Raw genomic sequence first — 7,367 nt, forward strand, 5'->3', positions numbered from 1 at the left:
CCTTCGGGGTCGTAGCCGTAGGCTGGCTGGTACCAGTGCCAGGCATGGGCACTGTGATTGCTGACGCCGAAGCGCAGGCCGCGCGCGCGCGCCGCCTTCTCCCAGCCGGCGATGAGGTCTCGCTTGGGGCCGACGCGCAGGCTGTTCCAGGCGTGGAATTTGGAGTTGTAGTTGTCCTGGTTGTCGTGGTGGTTGGCCAGGGCGACGAAGTATTTGGCGCCGGCCTTCACGTACAGGTCCAGCAGCGCGTCCGGGTCCCAGTTCTCGGCTTTCCAGCGGTTCTGGATCTCCATGAAGCCGACCTGGGTCGGGTGGCCATAGGTCTTGACGTGGTGGTCGTACTGCCAGTTGCCCTGGATGTACATGCGCCGGGCATACCAGTCGCCCATCTCGGGCACGCATTGCGCGCTCCAGTGCGCCCAGATGCCGAACTTGGCGTCGCGGAACCAGTCCGGCGTGCGGTAGCCGTCGACAAGGGAATCCCAGTTGGCCTGGAAGGGGGCCGGCGCCGCTTGGGCGGTCGTCAGCCCGGTGGCGCCGGCGGAGGCGGCAGCGGCGCTGAGGAAGGAGCGGCGGCTCCAAGGGGCGGCGAGTTTTGCGGTCATGGCAGTCACGAGGAGAAATGCGCGGGAGGCGTTGGCTTCCCGCGCTTGGAAAAAGTGCGGGCGCCAGGCCCGCTGTCCACTGGTTGCTTATCTGGCGTGGCATTCGGCGGATGGCGCCGTCGGCCCGCTCGAATGGACCTTCACTTGGTGGCGTTGACGATGGTGCTGATCTCGTCGGGCGTCTTCACCGCGCCGGTGTTGCGGTCGATCATCTCGCCCGTGTCCCACCACATCGGCACCAGGCCGTGCAGCCAGGCCGAGCGCGTGACGTACTGCGCCCAGGCCTTGCGGTAGGGAGGCATGCCCGGGTAGTTCGGCTTGTTGTAGGCACCGTACTCGCCAACGATCACCGGCACGCCCTGGTCGACGAAGCGCGTCTTCATCTTCTGGAACTCGGCGTCCACATAGGGCTCGTTGGCCCAGGTCTCGCGGTTGGGATCGGTCGCCGAGACGCCCCACTGCCACTGGTTGCTGTTGCTGTTGAGCGTGAAGTTGTACGGGTCGTAGTAGTGGATCTCGAAGAACAGCCGGTTGGCGATCGTGTCGGTGGGCAGCACCGCAGACGCGTATGAGATATCGATGTTGGTCTCGTAGGCCTGCGCGACGAGGTGGCGCTTGGCGTTGTTGCCGCCGGTGGCGCGCACCGCGTTCACGAACGCCTGGTTGTAGCCGTTCTGGACGTTCAGCCACTCCGGGTCTTTGGGCGCGCCCCATTGCGTGTTCTCCTTGCCAACCTCGTTCATGGCGGCAAACAGCAGGTAGTCGTCGTAGTCCTTGAAGTTGTTGGCGATCTGCGTCCACAGCTTGGTCAGCCGGGCGTTGTTGGCCGGCTGGGCTGCATAGGTGGTGTTGTTCGGCCAACCGCCTTCGTGGTGCAGGTTCAGGACGACGTACAGGCCGGCGTTACGGGCGTACTTGACGACCTGTGTGACGCGTGCCATCCACACGGGGTCGATGTTGTCGTTGGCGTCGACGTGTGGCGTCCAGGTGACAGGCAGGCGGATGCTCTTGAAGCCGGCGTTCTTGATGCCGTTCATCAGCGCCTGATTGATCAATGGGTTGCCCCAGGAGGTCTCGGTCGGCGTGGCGTCCAGCGTGTTGCCGATGTTCCAGCCCGGCGACATCTCCTTGGACATCTGCATGGCGGTGATGTCGCGCATCCCGCCAGCGACGGCGATCGTGAACGACTGCAGCGTCTTGGCGCCGCATGCGTTGGTGTAGGTGGCCGTGGCCGTGCAGGCGGCGGTGGGCGTGACGGTCTGCTCGCGGGATCCGCCGGCGGTGCCGCAGCCGCTCCAGCTCCACATGCCGCCGGAGACCGGCTGCGGGCCGAGGATGGCCGACTGGCCCGCGGGGACGGAAGCCGAGGCGGTCTGCGTCCAACTGCCACCGACGTTGATGTAGGGCGTGACGGCGGTGGGCGCGCAAGTGCTGCCGCGCGTGGCCGTGGCCGAGCCGGAGTTGTAGCTGCCGGCGTTGGTCGTGAACTTGACCCAGTACCAGTAGGGCGTGCCAGTGGTGGCCGAGGCGTCGCCGTAGCTAGTGCTGGCCTTGTTGACGACCGCGATGCGGCTGCGGCCGTTGGGATCGGAATCCGTGTCTCGGTAAACCTCCAACGACTTGACGGCGCCGCTGACGGTCCAGTTCAGCTGGATGTCGTTGGCCGTGCCATTGGCCGTCAGGCAGACGGTGGCGCCGCCACCGCTGCCGCAGTTCTGGGCCTGAACGGCCGAGCCTGCACTGGCACCGAGGGCCAGGAGCAAGGTTGATAGAAGCAGTCTCATGGTCATACCTTTCCAAGCGAAGGGCTCGGCCGGTTGTCTCCTCCGGTGACGAGCGTTGTGGGAGGCCGGTCCGATGCTCGGAAGCGACCTCGACGATGACGCGTAACTTGAGTCGGCGGGCTGACGCCAGGACTTGCGCGCCAGCCCACCGAGTCATGCGTTCAATTGCTGTAGTTCACCCCGCGGCAGGTGCCACCGACATAGACGCGCCCGTAGGTCGCCTGGTCGGCAGCCATCACGCCCACGCCGGCGTACTGGTGGGCGTCGTCGTTGTGGCGTGTCCAGGTGGCGCCTGCATCGTCGGAGCGCCAGACGCCCCACACGTTGTTGATGACGCCGACGACATAGACCGCAGCAGAGTAGCTGGCACCGGCCTTTGGCTTGCCCAGCGCGACGATGCTGGCGCCCGACACCTCAGGTCCGAGCCAATCATTGCGGCCGTTCCAGATCGGCGCGAAGTTGGTCAGCTTGGTCCAGGTCGCACCCGAGTCCACCGAGCGGTACACGGCCAGGCCGTCGGCTACCCAGAGGTGGCCCTCGGCGTAGGGATTCACCGCTATCGATGACGAACCCCAAGGCGCAAAGCGCATATTGGCCGACACCGAACCCTGGCTCAGAGTGAAGTTGTGGCCGCCGTCCGTGGAAACGTAGACCTTGGCCGGGGTGTAGGTCCACCAGGCGCCGCCCGAGTCGTAGGCATAGACCTTGTTCGGGTTCTTGCGGTCGGCGACCATTCGGTAGCTGCGCGGGACACCGCCCTGGATCGCGAGTGCAGGCAGGTTGGTCGCTGTCCAGCTGGCGCCGTTGTTGGTGGTGTAAGACGGCACCGAATCAGCCGGCGCCCAGACCACGTTGTTGCGGGTCGTGACGGCGACGTTCGACGCCTCGCTGGTGTTGGTTGAGGCGCCGGTAGGGAGGCTGGAGAACGACGCCCAGCTCTGGCCGCCGTTGCCGGACCAGTAGCCGACGCCGGCAGCAGAACCGTCCGGGTTGTTGACCCGGCCGCTCGCGACGATATAGGTTGGATCGGACCAGGCCATGTCGGCGGAGTTGCCGTTGTTCCAACTCTTGTTGGGGCTCAGCGTCGGCGCCGTCGAGAGGTTGGTGTGGAGCCAAGTGCCGACGTCGCCCGAACTGTTGATGAAGGCATAGGAGGCGCCCGCCGGCGGGGTCTTGAGGCCCAGCGTGCAGGTCTCTTCCACGCCGTTGATCGCGTTGCTCCAGGTGGGCGCCGACGCGGAGGCGTTCCGGGTCTCGATGATGCCGCCGCCGTGGACGTGCAGGATGCGGTCGCGGTTGAACGGGTCGATCTCGATGTCGTCCACCCAGCCCGACGCGGTGACGCCGGGCGTCTGCGCCTCGATCTCGCGCCAGTTGCGGCCGCCGTCATCGGACAGCTGGACGATCTGCTGGCCGTTGTAATTGCCCCAGGTGCCGCTGACGCCGAGCGCGATGCGCGCGGTCGAGCCGGTGCCGGAGACGGACACGCCGCCGTAGCCGGCGTTGTCGTTGCTGTTGAGCAGGGTCCAATTGCTGCCGTCGAACTTGTAGAAGCGAGCGGGGCCACCGGCGCCGGGGCCCGAGCCCTTGGTGAACAGCACGTAGTACATGCCGTCGGACGCGCGCACGACGTGCGGGATGTGGTAGCCGGTCACCGGCGTCGCGACCGGCGTCCAGCTGGCACCGCCGTTGACGGACTTGTACAGGTTGGAGCTCAGGCCGGCCGCGCTGACATAGTCCGGCGCGATGGTGGCATACATGATCCAGGTCGTCGCACCGCCGCCGACGGCCGAGTTGTCGAAGATCAGCTGCTCGACGCCCATGACCTGGCCACCCAGGTTGTTGATCTGGTCCTGGGTCATCTTGGTGGACGACAGCCCGGTCTGGCTCCAGGTCTGACCCGAGTCCGCGCTCTTCCACAGCCCGGCCGTGCGCGAGGCGTAGAACAGGATGGACGGGTTGGTGGGATCGACCGACAGGCGCTCACCGATGGCGCGGCCGTTGTTGTTGCCACCCGCCGAGAATGGCAGGTTGACGTAGGTCCAGCTGTTGCCGCGATTGCTGGAGATGTACAGCCGGGCGGTCGGGTCCGCCGACGCGGACATGCCGGCGACGATGTAGACGCGCTGGTCGTTGGTCGGATCCACGGCGAGGCTTTCGACGCCGTGATAGAAGCCCTCGGCTGCCGTGAAACCGTCGTTGATGGCGATCCAGGACGACGTACCGGCGTCCCAGCGGTAGGCGCCACCGACGTCGGTGCGTGCATACAGGACGTCCTTGGTCTTTGGATGGAAGACCAGGCCGGTCACGTAGCCGCCGCCGCCGAACTTGGCGCTGGCCCAGGTGCCCACGCCGACCGAGAAGGCCTGCTGGCTCTTGGCACCGCAGCTGTTGGTGTAGGTGGCCGTGGCCGTACAGGCGGCGGCTGGCGAGATGGTCTGTTCGCGCGAGGCACCGGCGGTGCCGCAACCGCTCCAGCTCCAGGAGCCGCCGGACGTGGGCTGCGGGCCGAAGATGGCCGAGCTGCCGAGCTTGAGCGTGGCGGAAGAGGTTTGCGTCCACGTCCCGTTGACGTTGACGTACGGCGTGATCGCCGTCGGCGCGCAGGTTTGTGCAAGCRCCACCGGGCCGGCGCTCATGGCGAGCATCAGGGTTCCCAACTTCAGTCTCATGGTTCTACCTTTCAGGAAAGGGGCCCGGCCGGTTGTCTCCTTCGGTGACGGGCGTTGTGATGAGGCCGGCGCAGTGCCTGGCTCGACCTCGGCGACAAGGTGGACGCTGGTGCGAGGGTCTAAGTTGCTGTTCGATCCACGTTGCGCCGCAGTTCACGGAAACTCCGCAATGTGGAATACAGATATACCGAGATATCATCTTATTGGTCAGACCAATGCGCATCGGTGGAAACGCCCACGCTGATCAAGCCGAATGATTCTTGTTATGCGAAGTCAGCCTCCGCGTCGCGTGGTCATCGCGCCTCGAATTCGCCTCTGAGAGGACAGGAGAGCTGCTGGCTGCCTCGCCATCGGACGCTGGTCATGCAGGCGCGCCGAGCCGATGACGCCTTGCACCGCCTCGACCGACGCAGCGCGAGTTGGCAGTGGCGCATCCCGCTCCGGCATCGCACCGGCAACAGGTCGGTCTGCTGCATAGGCGGCGCAGTGCTATAAAGTGCGCCGCTTTCAAGATGTGGCGTTCTGCCCTGTCGCTTAGAACTCAGTGGCTCCAGCTCGCCCGAAAGACTCCACCGAACCCGCCGCGGAGGGCCGCCGACGCAGTAGTGCGCCGACTCTGGCCGACGTAGCCCGCGAAGCGGGGGTTTCCAGAATGGCGGCCTCAGGCGCACTGAACGGTGGACGACGTGGCTCAGCGCGGGTTTCGGTCGACACGCGGGATCGCGTGTTGGCTGTTGCAGAGCGGTTGGGATACCGGCCGAATGCCACTGCCCTCGCGCTGGCGCATCGGCGGACCGATGCGGTAGGCGTCGTCACCAATTTTTTGGGAGAAGAGCCGAACCTCTACTTCCTCGAGTTGTTCAGTGGCGTCATTCAGGGCGCCACGGCAGCTGGATTGACAACTGCCGTCTTCACCTTGAAGGACTGGCGCGACGCGCCCAGCCGCATACCGGCCCTGTGCGACGGCCGTGTTGATGGGCTGATCCTGTTGGCCCCTCGGCTGCCGGATGATGGCGCGAAGTGGTCGCCAAAACACACGCCCATGGTGTCCGTGCATGCCGAGCAACCCGTTTACGGCGTGGTGAACATCGAATCGGACAACGAAATTGGCGCCTACGAAATGGTGCGCCACCTGCTTGAGATCGGGCACCGACGCATCCTGCATGTCGGTGGACCAGCCCAATACTCTGGCGCGACTCGACGAGTGGACGGCTACCTGCGTGCGTATGCCGAAGCTGGCGTTGCGCCTCCTAAAGGTCACGTGGTTCGTGCGCCGCTGACGGTCGAGGGTGGCCGTGAAGCGATGCAGCATTGGCTTCAGGTTCACAGCGGTCGGCAACTCCCGGAGGCCGTTTTCGGAGGCAATGACGCCATCGCCTTCGGCTGCATTGAGGCGCTGCGAATGCGAGGTGTCCGCGTGCCTGAGGATGTGTCCGTCGTCGGCTATGACAACAGCTGGATGGCGCGCTCTGTGCAGATGGCGACGGTGCACCAGCCACTGCATGAAATGGGAAGGCACGCCGTCGAGGTGCTTGTGCAGCGGATAGACGCGCGCAATCGAGGCGACGCCGAGACTGCGCCAAGCCCCGTCGTGCTGCCGACCGAGATCGTGCTGGGGAAGACGTTGGCCTCGCCACGTCGGGCTCGCCTGACCATAGCTTGAATGGCGCCGGGGAACCCAATCGAGCGCGATCGATTGCGGCGCTATGCCTCAGGGAAAGGTCGAGCCCGCCAGGATTAGGTCCACGGCCTGAACTGAGCACGAGGCCATTCTTCGCGCTGGCAGCGCGCAACCCGCAGGCAGCCGCTGCGGCGATGCCCAGCCTGTCCGTAACATCAACGGCTCGCGATTCGCGCAAGGAACTCTGCATGCAACGGCATGGCCTGCGTGGTGCGGTGGATGACACTCCGTACGGTCGACAGGTGCCGCTTGACGCTGTCGAGGTCGACCAGGTCGACATAAGGGTCTCGCCGGCGCGGCAAGATCCCCAATCCGAGCATCAGAGACGCCCAGGACGGTTCCGCGAAGCCCTCTGGATCGATGATGGCCACGCGACCGGTGTCCCGGAACAACTCAATCTGGTGTGCCAGGACGTCCGGGATGCTCATGTCGGCGCAGTAGCGCCAGAACTCGCTGTCGCGCCGCTCGCCGAGCTTGTAGTGCAGGATGATGAAATCGCGGGCCGACTCATAGCGATATGCCATCTGCCGGTTGAACTCATCGGCCAGTGAAGGGGCGAAGTCACGGTCCGGTAGAAGCGCGGTCAGTCGTCCGACGCTGTCCATGATGAACTGGATGCTGGTGG

Annotated in this window: 5 protein-coding genes; 1 reads left to right on the forward strand and 4 read right to left on the reverse strand. The window is 65.4% G+C overall.

Annotated features, from left to right (window positions below):
- The 3 genes from ACXJKR_RS19210 to ACXJKR_RS19220 form a co-directional block, all read right to left on the reverse strand.
- On the reverse strand, positions 1 to 605 hold a 605-nt coding region (locus tag ACXJKR_RS19210), incomplete at its 3' end, for an alpha-L-fucosidase (protein ID WP_457324174.1).
- 140 nt (positions 606 to 745) lie between these two features.
- Positions 746 to 2,389: a glycoside hydrolase family 5 protein gene (locus ACXJKR_RS19215; RefSeq protein WP_457324175.1), complete on the reverse strand. Its 1,644-nt coding sequence runs from the start codon at positions 2,387 to 2,389 to the stop codon at positions 746 to 748.
- 161 nt (positions 2,390 to 2,550) lie between these two features.
- Positions 2,551 to 5,061 (reverse strand): dockerin, encoded by a 2,511-nt coding sequence (locus ACXJKR_RS19220; RefSeq protein ID WP_457324176.1) that lies wholly within the window; start codon positions 5,059 to 5,061, stop codon positions 2,551 to 2,553.
- A gap of 544 nt (positions 5,062 to 5,605) precedes the next feature.
- Here ACXJKR_RS19220 and ACXJKR_RS19225 point away from each other — a divergent pair.
- Complete coding sequence (locus tag ACXJKR_RS19225; protein ID WP_255355213.1) at positions 5,606 to 6,724, forward strand: LacI family DNA-binding transcriptional regulator; 1,119 nt, start codon at positions 5,606 to 5,608, stop codon at positions 6,722 to 6,724.
- A 173-nt stretch (positions 6,725 to 6,897) separates the two neighbouring features.
- Here ACXJKR_RS19225 and ACXJKR_RS19230 read toward each other — a convergent pair.
- On the reverse strand, positions 6,898 to 7,367 hold a 470-nt coding region (locus ACXJKR_RS19230), incomplete at its 5' end, for a tryptophan 7-halogenase (RefSeq protein WP_457324177.1).

This window comes from Roseateles sp. P5_E11 (assembly GCF_054049355.1).